The following is a 16472-nucleotide window of genomic DNA, read 5'->3' as shown; positions in this document are numbered from 1 at the left end:
GATAAATAGAGACGCTGTCATGTGGGGGTAGGACCGCCGAGGTGTACCCCAAGTCGATGTGGCCTAGGAAACAGCCTCGACTGTGAAGGAAGACTTGTATTTTGCGAACAAAAATGAGGGAAATAATCTATAATTCATCGTCCCCCCTGGCTGATTTGCGGGCTTTCGGGCAAACTGTTGGGCACGATATACGGGCAGTGCTGCGGGTTGGCCGCCAATTGTTTGTGCGCAATCTTCGGGTGCAGTATCGGCAGAGCGTGCTTGGCTACCTTTGGTTGCTGGCTCCTCCACTTTTCCTGGCCCTCACCTGGACGCTGCTGAGCAAAGCCAATTTGCTGCAAGGCCGGCAGCCCACAGTACCCTTACCTTTGTTTGTGCTGACGGGTATCTTCCTTTGGCAAGGGTTTGTGGAGATGCTGAACAGCCCTCTGCAACAACTTACCGCGGTTCGGGCTACGCTGGCAAAGGTACGGGTGCCACACGAGGCATTTGTGGTGGCGGCCGTGGGTGTGGTTGTGTTTAACCTGCTGGTGCGGCTGCTGGTGCTTGGGGGCGTAATGTGGTGGTACGATGTGGGCTGGCACGTAACACTACTCTGGGTGCCAGTGGGTTTGGCAGCTTTGCTGGGCCTGGGCCTGGGCTTGGGCTGGGTTATTGCCCTGTTCGGGCTCCTGTACAGCGACGTAGCCAATGCCCTCACCCTGCTGATTAATATGTGGTTTCTGATAACGCCGGTTGTGTATGTAGTGCCCTCACGCTATGCATCTGTACTTAGCCTGAATCCGGTAACGCCCCTGCTTACAACTACCCGCAACTGGCTACTGACTGGCGTGGCTCACCCTACGCCTGGTTTCTGGCCGGTAGTAGGCCTGGCCGGGGCCAGCGTCGCCTTGGGCTGGCTGGCTTACCGTTTGGCCCAGCCTCATCTTATAGCCCGCTTTTAAGCCGGGGCATTCACTATCATTTGTACCTCCTGCCCGTTGCAAACCAGTAACCCACTCTCCGCTTCCCCCCTGTTGCAGGTCCACAACCTTTCCAAAAAGTTCTGTACCCGACTCCGGCTCTCTATGTGGTACGCCCTGCGCGACATCCTGGCCGAAGCCTGGCCCCGATATCGGGCCCGCACCGCACGGTTGCGGCCCCACGAGTTCTGGGGGGTACAGGATATATCATTTGAATTGCGCCGGGGGGAGGCCCTGGCTATTGTAGGGGCTAATGGAGCCGGCAAAAGCACCCTGCTCAAGCTGCTCAACGGTCTGATTAAGCCCGATGGCGGCAGTATTCATATCCGCGGACAGGTAGGAGCACTGATTGAGTTGGGCGTAGGGCTGGACCCGGTACTCAGCGGCCGTGAAAACGTGTTTATTCGAGCCGCCTTGCTGGGCTTTTCCAGGGAACAGGTACTGCCTTTATTTGCCCAGATTGAGGAGTTTGCAGGCCTGGGCTCCGCTCTTGATATGCCTATTCAGTTCTACAGCTCGGGTATGGTAGCACGGCTGGCCTATGCCGTTGCCGTCCATCTGCGGCCCGATATTCTGCTGGTAGATGAGGTATTGGCTGTTGGAGATATGGACTTCCAGCGCAAATGCATCAACCATATGTTGGCTTATCTGGCCAGCGGTGGCTCGGTGGTGCTTGTTTCGCACAATCCTTACCACGTGCAGGCGGTGTGTCAGCAGGGGGTATTGCTGGAAAGAGGGCGGCTAACGTTTGCAGGCACCGGCCTGGAAACGCTCGATAAGTACTATGACCAGCAGCAGCAGTTGCTGGCAGCACGTAATGCTCAGGCAGGAGGCAGCGTGCCGTTGGTGATTGAGGAGCTTACGTTTGAGAGCCTGACTACTTCCACCATCGTCACCGATGATACGGTACAGATGCACCTTACGTACCGGGCTCAAGCACCGCAGGCCAATATCGGTTGGGCTTTTTATATCTGGACCAACGACGGACTCACCTGCGTTACCGGTGGCGTAAACCTTGCACCTTCCCATCTGGCCCCAGGCCGGCATCAGTTGAGTTGTACGGTGGAGCGGCTGCCCCTTACAGCAGGCCAATACCTGGTAAAAGCTGCCATTTTTGAGCTACAGTCGCAGCAGCCCCTGGCCTTACTGGGCTGGGAGGATGCCCCCGTGCCACTGGTTGTGCAAGGGGAACTCACCCTTGAAAAAAGCTTTCAATCCATGATTCAGCAACTAGTAACGCTGCCAATTAGCTGGCACAACTGATGCTGGATGGCTGCCATAGACGGGCTGCTCAGCGGTGTAGCCGATGACGCACAGCCCGCCATAGGTGTCCCGGACGCAGGCGGCTTACTACTTCCTTCAATAGCACTGTCAGTGGCAGTGTGGCCGCAGCTGGCACCACGGGCTTTGGTGTGGGCCATATTACAGTAGCAGGCCGGGTTGCGTCAATACCCGTACGCCGGGCCGTTGCCAGCACCGCCCGACGGGCAGGCCCGCCCGGCACCACTGCCGGGTGACTCACTACTTCTACTTGCTTAAAATGCGGGGCCAGCAACCGGATAAAGTGCTCAATATGAGGAGCAATAAGATGGTGATGGGTTTTACCCGTTTCACTTTCTGCCCAGGACCACGTAACGCCGGTTATCCAGAAATCCCCGGGAAAAATACCGGCCGAGTCGGTGTGGTAGAGTACGGAAGTACCGCGCATCTCCTCTAAGTCAAGTACCGGAATAAAAATGGCTCCGCCGGGCCGCGTCCATTCCACCATATTGGCTACCACCTGCTCCACCTCCTTTACCGTTTCGCAGTACGAGTAAGCCGACCACATGCACGTAACCAGCGACCATTGCGCCTCCCACTCTGGAACCGGGTCCCGGAAGTCGCCTTCCCGAAAGAAAAGCGCATCGGGGCTGCCCCTCCGGGCCTGGGCCAGCATGGCAGCCGATAAATCGTAGCCCGCGCGGGCTACACCGGGAAACTTGCTCAGGAAATACCCTGTACCACAGCCGATATCCAGCCACCGGGCATCTGGCCCCAATAGCCCCCGAAGCAGGGTAAGGTCGGCTTCGGTATTGCTTCGGATATCAGGCAGCAACAGAAATCGATTATCGTAATCAGCTGCATAATGCGCATCGTATACCTGTAGTACATCGGTAGTCTTCATAGCTGCAAGTTGAGGAAAAACTACCATCCCCTGCTGCTTTCCGGCTCTGGTGGTGCCCATGAGTGAGGAGCTGGCACACAGATTAGACCCTGCTTGCATCATCAAAACCTCCTCATGAAGGCTATTTGGGAAATCAAAAGCTCATCCTGCTCTAGGTGGCGCCTGCTCATCAAAGCATCTTTCCCGCTTCGCTGAACGGGTCAGAGAAAGTAGCAGACACGCTCCGACTTCGCTGAGCATGATGTTTTGAGTTGCGCTAACAAATTTTCTCAACAGCTTCAACAGCAGTTAACCCAGGTGGGGCGGCAGGATGATATGTGCTGCACAGAAGGAGGTTCATAGAAAGAGTGGTTAGCAGTCTGTTTTTACCTGAGCGTTGAGGTTCTCATTACTTGAGCCATTCCTTTCCGGGGTGGCCTCTGCATTTTGGGATACCTTGGATATTGGGTAGGTTTAGCCAATTACAATTTGCCACCTGCTTTCTCATGAAAAAACTGCTACATGCCTGTACTGTTGGCCTCCTAAGCATGGCACTCGGCGCCTGCTCCCAGCAAGGCCCCACCGCCCCCGACGCCCCTACTCTCGCCAGCTACTTCCCCGCCCCCGATACCACCCAGCTGCAAACCGGCGGGGTGCAGATAGTGCCCATCAGCACGCCCAAGGGCAAATTCAACGTCTGGACCAAGCGCATTGGTAGCAACCCGCGCCTGAAGCTGCTGCTGCTCAATGGCGGGCCGGGAGCCACGCACGAGTACTTTGAGTGCATGGAAAGTTTCCTGCCCCGGGAAGGTGTGGAAATCATCTACTACGACCAGCTGGGCTGCGGCAACTCCGACAACCCCAAAGATACTGCCATGTGGAGCCTGCCGCGCTACGTGGAGGAAGTGGAGCAGGTGCGCCAGGCCCTGCACCTGGATAGCAGCAACTTCGTGGTGCTGGGCCACAGTTGGGGCGGTATTCTGGCCGCTGAGTATGCCCTCAAGTATCAGCAGCACCTGAAAGGCCTCGTCATCAGCAATATGATGATGAGCGTGCCCGACTATGGCCGGTACGCGGAAGAGGTACTGGCCCCGCAGTTCAAACCCGAGGTGCTCCGGGAAATCCGGGCCATTGAGGCGCGCCAGGACTTCCAGAATCCGCGCTACATGGAGCTGCTACTCCCTAATTTTTACGCCGAGCACATTCTGCGCCGCCCCCCCGCCGAGTGGCCCGAGCCTGTAACCCGCTCCTTCGCCAAAATGAATCAGTCGCTCTACGTGACCATGCAGGGCCCCAGCGAGTTTGGCGTTTCGGGTAAGCTGCTGCGCTGGAACCGCGTGCCCGACCTGCCGAAGCTGCGGGTGCCGGTGCTCAGCATTGGTGGCAAGTACGACACCATGGACCCCGCGCACATGCGCATGGTGGCCGAAAAGGTGCAGCACGGCACCGCCCTCATCTGCCCCAATGGCTCGCACATGAGCTTCTACGACGACCAACCTACCTACATGCGCGGCCTCACTAAATGGCTCCACGCCGTGGACCGGGGCGAGAAGACGGTGAAGCTGTAATTCAGCATGGATTCATTCACAGCCTCAATACCTATATAAGCAGCTTGTTGCGCACTTATCTTATATCCGCCTATCTCCAGAACGCACGCTTGTTCGTGTTGCTCACCAGCTTGTTTCAACTGGTGTCATCGGTGGCGCAGGCGCAGGAATTCGACGTACGGGACGAACATTTCCCTGGGGCCAAACGAGTGAAAGTAGAGGCTTTTGGCCGGGGACCAAGCGGTTTTTGGGCCGAATACACGCTCGATGAACAAGGCTGGGCCATTGAGAGCCGGACTTATCATCATCGAAAGCTCAATTTACTTGAGCAATACTCTTTTACCAGTCGCCATAAGTTAGGCCAGGAAAGAACTGTAACTACTGATGATAAGCGGGTTCAGATTTTCCAATACAGTTACCAGTACAGCCCCGATTCTGCCCGTATTATTCGTGAAATTGGATTATCCGACTCAGATACGATGTACGTGTCCCATAATCTGGAATTCGACTCCGCTAACCGCCCAGTCAAGTTCACCAAATCGAAAGGGTTAAGGCGTGAGGTAAACGAGCTAACCGAACTCACCTACGCCAACGACCTGATAACCAACTACCGCCGCACCGAATACGGTGAGAAAGACACCACGGTATTCACCACCACCTACCAGTACAACGCCCAAGGCAACCTGACCAAAGAATACCGTTCCGTAGTTCCTAAATCACCCGGCAACTGGTGGCTGGATAATTCCGGCGACCAGCCGGAATACAGCTATGATTACTCGAAACGGGGCCCTTGGACTCACCGCTACCTGCTCCGCCAGGGCCGCAAGGTGCTCATTGCCAAACGAACTTTTACCTATTAGGCAAGATTTCCAACTGATAGCACCTTTTAGGATGCATCCACTAGGCACGTAACCGTACTTTGTGGCCAAGCTTGCCTATTTGCAAGTCAACTGCGCACTTTTACTCCCATGACCTTCCCTTACCGCCCCCTTTTTTTGCTCGAAGCCGAGTCGGCCACCATTTTTGAAATCAAGCGCCTAGATGTGCAGAGCCAGAACCCCAGCAACGTGTACTTCTGGCTGTATTTCGATAAGGCCAGCGGCCAGCTCAGCCAGTTGGGCTTTGTTTCGATGAGCACCGAGGGCGAGGTGCACCGCCGCGAATTCACCCAGGGTCGGCTGCGGTTCGATGCCACGGAAGGCACTTTCGAGCCCGCCGGGGGTAGCCAGGCGCAGGCGCTGCGCACCGTTACGCCCCCGGTGTTGCCGGCAGCGCTGGAAACGGCGCTGTTTGCGTTTTTTACCTGAACCTTGGGCCGGTGCACCGCCGGGCGCCGCGTATGCCGTATCTTTGCAGGCTGCCGACCCTTCAGGGGGCCGGCAGCCTGTTTTTTACCCGCCTGCCCAAGTATCTAAGCACCAACCTCATGGCAACCCGACTCAATAAATACATCAGCGAAAGTGGCGTCTGCTCCCGCCGGGAAGCCGACCGCCACATCGAGCAGGGCAACGTGTTCGTGAACGGCAAGCGGGCCAGCATCGGCGACCAGGTGACCAGCAAGGACCGCGTGGTGGTAAACGGCAACCTCATTGAGCCCCGGGCCGAGGAAGATGCCGTGTACATTGCCTACAACAAGCCCCCCGGAATCATTGCCACCACCGATACCGGCATCAAGGACAACATCATCCGGGCCATTAAGCACTCGGTGCGCATCTTCCCCATCGGCCGCCTGGATAAGGAGTCGCAGGGCCTGATCCTGCTGACCAGCAACGGCGACATCGTGAACAAAATCCTGCGGGCCGGCAACCAGCACGAGAAGGAATACATTGTGATGGTGGATAAGCCTATCAACGAGCTGTTCATTGAAGGCATGGCCAGCGGCGTGCCGCTGGGTGGGGTAATGACCAAGCCCTGCAAGGTGTCGAAGGAGACACCTTATATTTTTCGCATTACGCTGGTGCAAGGCCTCAACCGCCAGATCCGGCGCATGTGCGAGTACTTCGGCTACGAGGTGGTGCAGCTGGAGCGCATTCGGGTGATGAACATCAACGTGAAGGGCCTGGGTGTGGGCGAGTGGCGGGAGCTGCGCGAGAAGGAGTTGAAGGTGCTGTTTGAGATGATCAAGGATTCCAGCGGTACCGACGACGGCAGCAGCCCGCGCCGCCGCAAGCGCCCCTCCACCGCCGAGTTCTGGGCCGACCGCCCCGCCCGCCAGGGTGCCCCCAAAGCCCCCTCAGCCCGCCCCGACCAGGAGCGGCCGGCCGGTGCCTGGGTAGAAAAACCCACCCGCAAGAAAGTAGCTGCGGCCCGCGCCGCCAAGCCCGCCGCCAAAACCACCAACCCGGCCGAAACGCCGGCCTGGCCTACGGGCCCGGGCCGGCCGGCCGGGGGCGGCATTGTGCGGCCCGATGGAGCTGGCCCCAAAAAACCCGGCCGCCCGGCCAGCGCCCGGCCCCGCAGCGCCGGCCCCGGCAAAGGACCGGCGGCTTCCCCCAAAGGCAAAACCACCACGCGCGGTTCCCGCGGAGCCAGCCGCCCCGGCAAGCGGTAAGGCCGGGCGCATTGCGGCCGTAATGCGTAGCGCTTGCTGTATCCTACCGCCGCAACGCGCATTCCAAGCGACCCAAGAGCTGATTGATTACGTGAAAGCCCCGGGCTGCCTCAGTTGAGGTGGCCCGGGGCTTTTTATTGCGGTGCTCAGTGACTGATTAGGCTTGCTGAAATATCTGATGACACGCGAAGCTGCTGGTTGTCATTTCTTGCGCAGCTCAATAAAAACATGCCTTAACGTATTTCAAATGCTATTATAACAACTTACAAGTAAAAATTTGACTGAGTTACGATCCGCCATCATGGCTGCTTCAAAAGTCTGAACCGCGAAAATGGTGGTATGCGTAGCGGTATAGTTTCCCTGCTATGTTTGAAGGGTCGGACGGAGGAAACGTCCGGGCTGTTTTTCACTGCTCTACCTTACTTCACCATGAACACTGCCAAACCTTCTAATGCCTTTATTGCTGCTTCCTGGTTTGCTTTGCTGGCCGGCATGGCTGCCTTTATCATCGGGCTCTGGAATGCCCAAATGGCCCTGAATGAGAAAGGGTACTATTTCACCGTGCTTATGTACGGACTGTTTTCGGGAATTTCTTTGCAAAAGTCGGTGCGCGACCAGCTAGAGGGCATTCCCGTAACGGGCATCTACTACGGGTTGAGCTGGTTTTCCACCATTCTGGCCATTGCCCTGCTCACGGTGGGCCTGTGGAACGCTACATTGTTGCTCAGCGAAAAAGGCTTCTACGCCATGGCTTTCCTGCTGAGTTTGTTTGGGGCCATTGCGGTGCAGAAAAATACCCGCGACGCTAAAACAACGGCCTCTCCGGAGCCCGAGACGCCGTTTCGGGCGTAATCAGCAGAAACGGTAAGTAGCGTGAACAGTGTAGTTTGCGTATCCCCGAGTATGTTGCACTGGCTCTGGCATACGCAAACTATACCACACGCATTTAACAACCCAATCCTGAATTTGGCTATGAGCCTGACGCCGAAACAACAGATGCTGGCCGGTGAGCTCTACCTTGCCAACGACCCGGAGCTGGTAGCCGAGCGCCTGCACGCCAAACAGCTCTGCCACCGCTACAACCAGGAGCCCGTGGCCCTGAACCGGCAGGTACTGGCCGAGCTGCTGGGCTACGAAACCGACGCCCACATTGAAGCGCCTTTCCGCTGCGACTATGGCTACAACATCCGGCTGGGGCGGAATTTCTACGCTAACTATAATTTCACCGTGCTCGACTGCGCCCCGGTAACCATCGGCGACAACGTGTTTGTGGCCCCCAACGTGGTGCTGAGCACGGCCGGGCACCCGGTAGAGGTAGTGCCGCGCATTGCAGGCTGGGAGTTTGCCCAGCCCATCAGCATCGGGGACAATGTGTGGCTGGGCGCGGGCGTGCTGGTGCTGCCCGGCGTAACGATTGGGGCAGGCACTACCATTGGCGCGGGCAGTGTAGTCACGCGCAACATTCCGGCCGGTGTGGTGGCCGTGGGCAACCCTTGTCGGGTAATTCGGACGCTGTGAATAGAGCAGCCGACTCTGAAATGCCAGCTTTAGCTGAAGTAATTACTGCCCTGTATGCCTGGTTTTCTACTCATCGGCTTCGTCAGCCGCCGGATGCCTGCCCCTGCTGCATCAGTAGCGAAGAAAACCGGGTGCTGTTCACCGTGCCGCTGGCATACCTCAGCGAAAAACAGCTGCGGCGCTATGCTTTCAAGGCAATAACGACCTGGGGAAATGCGGCCGACTTCCGGTATTTCTTACCCCGGCTGCTGGAATTGCTGCTATGCCCAGACTCAGAGCTGGAGAAGGATGCTTTTTTCGACAAGATGCTGTATGCCGGCTGGGATGGTTGGCCCGAGGCGGAAAAAGGCGCCGTTCGGCAAGTACTGCGGGCCTGGTGGGCGCAGCATATTCAGCACGAATGCTTTTTCGAGGAGGAACTAATAGGCTGGCTAGTTCGACTGACCGGCTCACTAGAACCCTTGTTGCAAGCGTGGCAGCCGGCCGAAACCGATTGGGCTTTTGAAAACCTCGTGCGTATTATTCCACATCTTCCCGACTTGGAAAAGCACATTCAGGTGCTCACTCCCGATACCGCAGCGCACAGTATGCTCACGCTCCGTCGGTGGCTGAGCCAACAGGCTTCGGTGCTGGAAGCCGGCTTCTTTCAGCAAGAACCGTGCAATGAGGAATTTACCCAGGCAATTTCTCAGGCTCACACGCTGGTCACGGGCCTCCTGGCGGATGGAACTACGCACTGACTCATCTACAAATCCGCTTCTCGTGTATCTTGCGGCCCGCTGGCAGCTTCGGCTCCGGCGGGCCGCCCCGTTTTGCTTTCTGGCACAACGACCATCAACCACCGAAACCCTTCCCGCCCCTATGACACTCCGCACTGACTGGACCCTCGACGAAGTACACGCCATTTACAACCAGCCCGTTCTGGAACTGGTAACGCAGGCTGCTGCCATACATGCCCAAACTCAGGCTACCGGCGAGGTGCAGGTGTGCACCCTGCTGAGCGTGAAAACCGGCGGCTGCCCCGAAGACTGCGCCTACTGCCCCCAGGCGGCCCGCTACCACACCGGCGTGCAGGCCCATAAGCTGCTGCCCGATGCCGAGGTACTGGCCGCCGCCCAACGCGCCAAAGACGGCGGCTCCACCCGTTTCTGCATGGGCGCCGCCTGGCGCGAAATCCGTGACAACCGGGACTTCGACCGGGTGCTGGGGATGGTGGAGCAGGTAAACGGCATGGGCCTGGAGGTGTGCTGCACCCTGGGAATGCTCAACGAGTACCAGGCCGAGCGCCTCAAGCAGGCCGGCCTGTACGCTTACAACCACAACCTCGACACCAGCCGCGAGAAGTACGACGATATCATCACGACCCGCACCTACGACGACCGGCTGAACACCCTGGAGCACGTGCGTAAGGCGGGCATTTCGGTGTGCTCGGGTGGCATCATTGGCCTCGGTGAAACCGACGAGGACCGCATTGCCATGCTGCACACGCTGGCTACCCTGCCCGCCCACCCCGAGAGTGTGCCCGTAAATGCCCTGGTGCCTGTGGAAGGCACGCCCCTGGCCGACCAGCCCCGCGTGAGCGTGTGGGAAATGCTGCGCATGATTGCCACGGCCCGCATTCTGATGCCCCACACCATGGTGCGTCTCTCGGCCGGCCGCCAGGAAATGCCCGTTACGGAGCAGGCCCTGTGCTTCCTGGCCGGTGCCAACTCCATCTTCTCGGGCGAGAAGCTGCTGACCACACCCAACCCCGATTTCGACGCTGACAAGCAGATGTTTGCTCTGCTCGGCCTCAAGCCCCGTAAGTCGTTCAAGGACGTGCCCGAGGGCGCCACTGTGCTGGGCAAGGAAGTATTGGCGTAGACCTCATCCCCTAGCCCCCTCTCCTTGGGGAGAGGGGGAAATAGTAACTAGGTTTTTAGCGCTAGTTGCTATTGGGAAGAAGAAAAATTAGAGTTAAAAACTAAAGGTTAGTCCCCCCTCTCCCCAAGGAGAGGGGGCTAGGGGGTGAGGTTTCCCGTATGAACGACCAACTCCACCAACGCCTCCACGATGAACTGGCCCGCCGTGAAGCTGCCGGCACCCGCCGCCGCCTCACGCTGTCGGCAGCTGGGCTAGTGGATTTCAGCTCCAACGACTACCTGGGCCTAAGCCAGCACCCGCAGGTGCGGGCGGCCGTGCAGGCTGCGGCCCAACTACCTGCCGGCAGCACCGGCTCGCGCCTGCTCACCGGCAACTCCGCCGCCGCCGAGGCCCTGGAAACCACGCTGGCCCGTTTCCACCGCGCCGAGGCGGCGCTGCTGTTCAACTCCGGTTACGCGGCCAACTTGGGGTTCTTTGCCGCCGTGCCCAAGCGCGGCGACACGATTCTGTACGACGACGCCAGCCACGCCTCCGTGAAAGACGGCATCCGCGGCTCCTTCGCCACCGCCTGGAGCTTCCGCCACAACGACGTGGCTGATTTGCGGCGCAAGCTGGCCCGCTCCACCGGGGCAGTTTTCGTGGCCGTGGAGGCGCTGTACTCCATGGACGGCGACATGGCTCCGTTGCCGGAGCTGGCGGCGCTGTGCCGAGAGCAGGGCGCTTATCTGGTGGTGGATGAGGCCCATACCAACGGCCTCTACGGTCCGGCCGGGGAAGGATTAGTGATGGAGTTGAAACTGGAAGACGCCGTGTTTGCCCGCATCCTCACCTTTGGCAAAGCGTTGGGTAGTCAGGGCGCGGCTGTGGCCGGTCCGGCCGTGCTACGCGACTACCTGCTGAGCTTCAGCCGGCCATTCATCTACACCACCGCTCTGCCCCCGCTTACGGTGGCCGCCTTGGCGGCGGCCTACGCAGTGCTGCCCGCGCTGCAACCGGAACGGGCACGGCTGTTTGCGTTGTCTGACTACCTGAAAGCCCGGCTGAACGCGGTGCCAGGCCTGCGGGTGCCGCCGGAAAGTCACGTTATTCACCCGGTGTTTTTCCAGGTTAGTTCCGGTCCGGCCCGGGTGCGGGCCGTGGCCGCCGCTGCCCAGGCCGCCGGCTTCGATGTGCGCGCCATTGTTTCGCCCACGGTGCCGGTGGGTACGGAGCGGCTGCGGCTCATTGTGCATTCGTATAATTCGGAAGCGGATATTGACACGCTGGCGACTGTACTGGCCGGCGCAACGGCGTAGAGACGCATATTTGCGTCTCGTCGTTGAACAACTGGGGCGAACATTTGGAACAGCACGTCATGCTGAGCGAAGGCGCAGCCGCAGTCGGAGCATCTCTACCGCTTCGTTTGCCCGTCAGGATTTAGCTAGAGGTAGAGATGCTGCGACTGCGCTCAGCATGACGTTCAACAACGACATACACGTCACAGCCACCAATCCTTTCACCCCCAACCACCCCACCCATGAACGACCAGGAAGTTGGTGAATACTGGAACCGTAACGCCCCGGCCTGGACCACCCTGGCCCGCGCCGGCTACGACGTGTACCGCAACTACCTGAACACGCCCGCCTTCTTCGCCTGGCTTCCCCCGGTGGCCGGCCTAGCGGGCCTCGACATCGGCTGCGGCGAAGGTTACAACACGCGCCTGCTGGCCCGGCAGGGCGCCCACGTCACGGCCCTGGATATTGCCCCCGCCTTTGTGGAGGCGGCGCAACAGGCCGAGGCCACCGAGCCGCTGGGTATCCGCTATTTGGTGGGTAGTGCCGCCGCGCTGCCGTTTGCCGACGCATCGTTCGACTTTGCCGTTTCCTTTATGTGCCTGATGGACGTGCCCGATCCGCCTCTGGCCCTGCGGGAGGCGTTCCGGGTGCTAAAACCGGGCGGGTTTCTACAATTTTCCATCAGCCACCCCTGCTTCACCACGCCCCACCGCCGCAACCTGCGCGACGCCCAGGGCCAGCCCTACGCGGTGGAGGTGGGCGGCTATTTTGAGTACCAGCACGGCCAGCCCGAGGAGTGGATATTTCACGCCGCCCCAGCCCAAGAGCAGGCCCGTCACGCGCCGTTTCGGGTGCCGGTATTCAACCTGATAATGAGCCAATGGGTAAACGCCATTGTAGCGGCCGGTTTTCAGCTGGAAGCCATGCAGGAGCCCTGCCCCACCGAGGAGCAGATGACGCAGCATCCGTTTCTGCGCAAAGCCCGGGTGGTACCGTATTTTCTGCACCTGCGCTGCCGCAAGCCGTCGGCTTAGGTGGTTGTGTCATTCCGAGCAGCGCGAGGAAGCTGGATTAAATTGTTGGAGGATCAACTCAGATTCATCGCGCTGCTCGGAATGATAACTCAGTAAACTTCATCTATTCTCCCTCCTTTGGAACGACTTTTTATCAGCGGCATCGGCACCGACGTAGGCAAAACCTTCGTCTCGGCCATTCTCACCGAAGCTTTGCAGGCCGATTACTGGAAGCCCGTGCAGGCCGGCCTTACCCCCACCACCGACGCGGCCACCGTGCGCAAGCTGGTGCAGAATCCCGTCAGCCGCTTCTGGCCCGAGCGGCATCGGTTGCAGCTGCCGGCCTCGCCCCACGCTGCCGCCGCCGCCGAGGGCATTGCGCTGCGTCCCAAGGATTTCCAGCTGCCCGAAACTACCAACCATCTGCTGGTAGAAGGCGCGGGCGGCCTGCTGGTGCCGCTGGCCCCCGGCTTCCTTATCGTGGATTTAATTCAGCAGCTGAACCTGGACGTGGTGGTGGTGTCGCGCAATTACCTGGGCAGTATCAACCACACCTTGCTCACGCTGGAAGCCCTGAAGGCCCGCGGCTTGCGGGTGCGCGGCCTCGTGTTCAACGGCGAGCCAACGCCCGCCACCGAAAGCTTCATTGCCGAGCACACCGGTGTACCGGTTATGCCCCGCGTGCGGCTGGAGCCGGAAATAACCCCCGCCGTGGTGAGCCGCTACGCGGCGGAGTTTCGGGCGTGGTTTGGGCGCAGGTAGTTTTCTCGCAGAGGTCCGCAGAGGGATGCGCAGAGGTAAAGGGAGGTCGTTCCTCTGCTATCCTCCGCGCATCCCTCTGCGGACCTCTGCGAGAAACTCTCTCCCTACCTTTGCCCCATGCCTACCCTGTCCGAACGGGACCACGCCGTATTGTGGCACCCCTACACCCAAATGCAGACCGCCCCGCTGCCCATTCCCATCATCCGGGGCGAAGGCAGCTGGCTGGTGGCCGAAGACGGCACCCGCTACCTCGACGCCATTTCCTCGTGGTGGGTGAACCTGCACGGCCACGGCCATCCGCACATTGCGGAGCGCGTGAGCGAGCAGCTGCGCACTCTGGAGCACGTGCTGTTTGCCGGCTTCACCCACCCCGCCGCCGTGGAGCTGGCCGAGCAGCTGCTGACCTTGCTGCCCGCCAATCAGGCCCGCGTGTTCTACTCCGACAACGGCTCGACGGCCGTGGAAGTGGCCCTGAAAATGGTGCTGCAATACTTTCACAACCAGGGCCAGCCGGAGCGCCGCACGTTTATCTGCTTCCAGAACTCCTACCACGGCGACACGTTCGGGGCTATGGCCGTGAGTGCCCGCGGAGCTTTTACCGAACCGTTCTGGCCCCTGCTGTTCGACGTAGAATTTCTGGACGTGCCGGTGCCGGGCCACGAGGCCGAAACCCTGGCCCAGCTCGATACGCTGCTGCTCCGCCCCGACGTGGCCGGCTTCATTTTCGAGCCGTTGGTGCTGGGCACGGCCGGTATGGTGATGTACGAGCCCGAAGTACTCAGTGAACTACTGCGCCGCTGCCACCAGGCCGGCGTGCTGTGCATTTCGGATGAGGTGATGACCGGCTTCGGCCGCACCGGGCCACTGTTTGCCTCCGAGCTGCTCACGGAGCAGCCTGATATCATGTGCTTTTCCAAGGGCCTTACCGGCGGCACATTGGCTATGGGCCTGACCACCTGCGCCGCGCCCATCTACGAGGCCTTCCTCAGTCACGACAAGATGCGGGCCCTGTTTCACGGCCATTCCTACACGGCCAACCCCGTGGCCTGTGCCGCTGCGCTAGCTAGTCTGGAACTGACGCGGGCCGACGAGTGCACCCAGCAGCGTCGGCGCATCGAGGCGGCCCACACTGTGTTCCGGCAGGAGCTTGCAGGTAAGCCGGGGGTGCGGGCGGTGCGGCACCGGGGCACTATTTTGGCCGTGGAGTACGACCCCGGCGAGGGTACCAGCTACTTCAGCCGCCTGCGCGACGCCTTCTACCAGCTCGCCCTCGACCACCACGTGGTGCTGCGCCCTCTGGGCAACGTGGTGTACCTGCTGCCACCCTATTGCACTACCAACGAGGAGCTAGACTTACTCTACGCCGTGCTACGCCGCATGCGCGAGCTGGTGCTTGACTTCACCCCCGCTCCCAACCTGCCCGAAATTCTGCATGACTAACCCCTCCGATTCGCTGGTGGTTATCCGGGGCCGGGGCCGGGTGTCGGCGCTGGGCCGGGTGCTGCCGGCTTCGGCCGAAGCCGCCGTTTCTCCCTTCACCCACCACCCCAGCGGCGTGCCCGTAGCCGCTCTGCCGCCGGCCGCCGAAACCGCCGTAGCCGAGTTGCGCCGCCACCCCAGTTACCGCCAGCTCGACCGCACCGTGCTCCTGGCCCTGCTGGCCGCCCGCCAGGCCACCGCCCAGGCCGGGTGGTCGGTTAGTGGTGAGTTGTCAGTTGATAGTTGTCAGTTGTCAGTAGTTAATGGCCAAGATGGCTCTATCAGCATTGAGCAGGCGGCTACTGCCACCGATGATTCGGGGGCAATGTTGAATTCGGAGGGAGCCAGCAACTACGATGGCGCCACCCCCCCAACCTCCCTTCTGACAGCCACCAACCACCAACCAATAACTAACAACCAGCAACCAGCAACCAACCTGGCCGTGAGTATTGGCAGCAGCCGGGGGGCTACGGGGCGGCTGGAGCAGTTTCACCAAGAGTTCCTAGCCGAAGGCTCGGTGTCTGCTGCCGCCTCGCCCTTGACCACCCTGGGCAACGTGGCCAGCTGGGTGGCTTTTGATGCGGGCCAGCACGGCGGCGCGGCCCTGAGCCATTCCAGCACGTGCAGCAGCGCGTTCCAGGCGCTGGGCAATGCGCTGGCTTGGCTGAAAGCCGGCATGGCCACCCGGTTTCTGGCCGGCGGCACCGAGGCCCCGCTCACCGATTTTACCCTGGCTCAGATGCGGGCCATCGGCATCTACTCGCCTCTGGCCGCCACCGACTGGCCCTGTCGGCCGGGGGCGGGGCGGCCTTCTACGTTCGTGCTGGGTGAGGGCGCGGCAGTGTTTGCCCTGGAGCAGCTTTCGGCGGCCCAGGTGGCGGCCGAAGTTCGGCCCCTGCTGGTGCTGGCTGGCGTGGGGTTCGGGTTCGAGGCCATTGGCAGCAAGACCGGCCTTTCGCCCGAGGGCCGGCACTTCCAGCAGGCCATCCGCCAGGCCCTGGCCCAGGCCGGCCTCGCTCCCACCGACATCGACGCGGTGGTACTGCACAGCCCCGGCACCCCCGCCGGCGACGCGGCCGAGCGGTCGGCGTTGCGGGCCATATTTGGGTTGGAGTTGCCTCCCCTGCTCTCTAACAAATGGTTGTTGGGCCACACGCTGGGAGCTTCGGCTGCGCTAAGTCTGGATTTTGCCTGTCAGGTGCTGGAAACCCAGCAGTGGCCGGCGGCCCCATTTGCCACCGACCTGGCGACTTCAACCAACAAGCCCATTCGACGGATGCTGGTAAATGCGGCCGGCTTCGGCGGCAACGCGGCCAGCGTGGTGGTGGAGTTGAGAGTATGAAACACAAGAACGTCCTTC

16 protein-coding genes are annotated in these 16472 nt (G+C 60.3%); 15 read left to right on the top strand and 1 reads right to left on the bottom strand.

The features are described 5' to 3' along the window. Positions 1 to 113: 113 nt before the first annotated feature. Both EI290_RS17240 and EI290_RS17235 read left to right on the top strand, forming a co-directional pair. Positions 114 to 944: an ABC transporter permease gene (locus EI290_RS17240; protein ID WP_125432905.1), complete on the top strand. Its 831-nt coding sequence runs from the start codon at positions 114 to 116 to the stop codon at positions 942 to 944. 123 nt (positions 945 to 1067) lie between these two features. Then, positions 1068 to 2225, top strand: a complete 1158-nt coding sequence (locus tag EI290_RS17235) for an ABC transporter ATP-binding protein (protein ID WP_125432904.1) — start codon at positions 1068 to 1070, stop codon at positions 2223 to 2225. 28 nt (positions 2226 to 2253) lie between these two features. Here the strand turns inward: EI290_RS17235 and EI290_RS17230 are convergent, their stop codons facing one another. Further along, the gene (locus tag EI290_RS17230) at positions 2254 to 3126 is read right to left on the bottom strand and encodes a class I SAM-dependent methyltransferase (RefSeq protein ID WP_185817053.1); all 873 of its coding nucleotides are present in this window, start codon (positions 3124 to 3126) and stop codon (positions 2254 to 2256) included. Between the two features lie 485 nt (positions 3127 to 3611). On the opposite strand from EI290_RS17230, the gene EI290_RS17225 reads away from it, so the two are divergent. From EI290_RS17225 to EI290_RS17165, 13 genes are all read left to right on the top strand, one after another. Continuing rightward, positions 3612 to 4673 carry a proline iminopeptidase-family hydrolase gene (locus EI290_RS17225; RefSeq protein WP_125432902.1) on the top strand — a complete coding sequence of 354 codons (1062 nt, stop codon included), beginning with the start codon at positions 3612 to 3614 and terminating at the stop codon, positions 4671 to 4673. After that, positions 4628 to 5512 carry a hypothetical protein gene (locus EI290_RS17220; RefSeq protein WP_125432901.1) on the top strand — a complete coding sequence of 295 codons (885 nt, stop codon included), beginning with the start codon at positions 4628 to 4630 and terminating at the stop codon, positions 5510 to 5512. Before EI290_RS17225 ends, EI290_RS17220 begins: the two co-directional genes overlap by 46 nt. Positions 5513 to 5620: 108 nt before the next feature. Next, positions 5621 to 5959 carry a hypothetical protein gene (locus EI290_RS17215; protein WP_125432900.1) on the top strand — a complete coding sequence of 113 codons (339 nt, stop codon included), beginning with the start codon at positions 5621 to 5623 and terminating at the stop codon, positions 5957 to 5959. Positions 5960 to 6078: 119 nt separating this feature from the next. After that, positions 6079 to 7203 carry a 23S rRNA pseudouridine(2604) synthase RluF gene (gene rluF, locus EI290_RS17210; protein WP_125432898.1) on the top strand — a complete coding sequence of 375 codons (1125 nt, stop codon included), beginning with the start codon at positions 6079 to 6081 and terminating at the stop codon, positions 7201 to 7203. A 429-nt stretch (positions 7204 to 7632) separates the two neighbouring features. Next, positions 7633 to 8055, top strand: a complete 423-nt coding sequence (yiaA, locus tag EI290_RS17205) for an inner membrane protein YiaA (protein WP_125432896.1) — start codon at positions 7633 to 7635, stop codon at positions 8053 to 8055. A gap of 120 nt (positions 8056 to 8175) precedes the next feature. Continuing rightward, entirely contained in the window at positions 8176 to 8721 is a 546-nt protein-coding gene (locus tag EI290_RS17200; protein WP_125432894.1) for a sugar O-acetyltransferase, read from the top strand. A 131-nt stretch (positions 8722 to 8852) separates the two neighbouring features. Beyond that, a complete protein-coding gene (locus EI290_RS17195) occupies positions 8853 to 9461 on the top strand; it encodes a hypothetical protein (protein ID WP_125432892.1) in 609 nt (202 codons plus the stop codon). A 121-nt stretch (positions 9462 to 9582) separates the two neighbouring features. Further along, positions 9583 to 10584, top strand: coding sequence for a biotin synthase BioB (gene bioB, locus EI290_RS17190; RefSeq protein ID WP_125432889.1), 1002 nt, complete (start codon positions 9583 to 9585; stop codon positions 10582 to 10584). Positions 10585 to 10742: 158 nt separating this feature from the next. After that, positions 10743 to 11879: an aminotransferase class I/II-fold pyridoxal phosphate-dependent enzyme gene (locus EI290_RS17185; RefSeq protein WP_125432887.1), complete on the top strand. Its 1137-nt coding sequence runs from the start codon at positions 10743 to 10745 to the stop codon at positions 11877 to 11879. 221 nt (positions 11880 to 12100) lie between these two features. Beyond that, positions 12101 to 12892, top strand: coding sequence for a class I SAM-dependent methyltransferase (locus tag EI290_RS17180; RefSeq protein ID WP_125432885.1), 792 nt, complete (start codon positions 12101 to 12103; stop codon positions 12890 to 12892). Between the two features lie 117 nt (positions 12893 to 13009). Then, positions 13010 to 13633: a dethiobiotin synthase gene (gene bioD, locus EI290_RS17175; RefSeq protein WP_125432883.1), complete on the top strand. Its 624-nt coding sequence runs from the start codon at positions 13010 to 13012 to the stop codon at positions 13631 to 13633. 117 nt (positions 13634 to 13750) lie between these two features. Then, the gene (bioA, locus tag EI290_RS17170; protein WP_125432882.1) at positions 13751 to 15073 is read left to right on the top strand and encodes an adenosylmethionine--8-amino-7-oxononanoate transaminase; all 1323 of its coding nucleotides are present in this window, start codon (positions 13751 to 13753) and stop codon (positions 15071 to 15073) included. Then, a complete protein-coding gene (locus tag EI290_RS17165) occupies positions 15066 to 16454 on the top strand; it encodes a beta-ketoacyl synthase N-terminal-like domain-containing protein (protein ID WP_125432880.1) in 1389 nt (462 codons plus the stop codon). The genes bioA and EI290_RS17165 overlap by 8 nt, the downstream gene beginning before the upstream one ends. Positions 16455 to 16472: the final 18 nt, after the last annotated feature.

This window comes from Hymenobacter metallilatus (genome assembly GCF_003944705.1).
Lineage (GTDB): Bacteria > Bacteroidota > Bacteroidia > Cytophagales > Hymenobacteraceae > Hymenobacter > Hymenobacter metallilatus.
The sequence above is the reverse complement of the archived record's forward strand: the minus strand, read 5'-3'. Positions and strand labels throughout refer to the sequence as shown.